Genomic DNA, 583 nt, shown 5'->3' on the forward strand with positions numbered 1-583 from the left:
CGAATGATCTGAAAACCGTCGCGCCCCAGCTCCATCCACCATTGGGTGACCAAGTACAGCCCCGAGTAGATGTAACCGACGGGGGGCGCGAACGGAGAACCTTTGTGTTTTCCTCGAACCACTCGAACGGGCAGGGCTGCAGCGTGGCTCGTGATGAGACCAGCATTGCCCGGAGACTCCCGGGACTGATCCATGATTTGACGCGGGCTGTTGGGATCCTTGCCGCCGTGGCCGGAATAGATGATGTAGTCGCCATGGTCTTCGTCGTCGACGTAGCCTCCTGAAATGACGATCGAGTCGGAACCTTCCAACTTGGTGCCGCTAATGCCGGCTTGCGTCGGACGATGGACGAAAGCTTGGTGAAGTTCACGGCGGTCGATGAAGAACTGGCCAACCTTGACCCCCACCGGTGTGCCAAAGAATCTGCTCATGTCATTTCCCCCTGGACACACCCTATCGATCAGCGCGCGAGCAGGGATGGAATCCGCCCGCGAAGTAACGGGCAGTGGTCATCGACACGGCGGTGTTCTTTGACCTGATCTCATCCGGGATTTCTCTTTCTGCTGGTGCAGCCTGAGCCCCC

1 protein-coding gene is annotated in these 583 nt (G+C 58.7%); it reads right to left on the reverse strand.

All coding sequences use genetic code 11. The features are described 5' to 3' along the window. Positions 1-431, reverse strand: a 431-nt coding sequence (locus tag JF66_RS19410) for a YDG/SRA domain-containing protein (RefSeq protein WP_035880528.1), incomplete at its 3' end; no start/stop codon positions are given. Positions 432-583: the final 152 nt, after the last annotated feature.

This window comes from Cryobacterium sp. MLB-32 (assembly GCF_000738085.1).
Taxonomy (GTDB): Bacteria; Actinomycetota; Actinomycetes; order Actinomycetales; family Microbacteriaceae; genus Cryobacterium.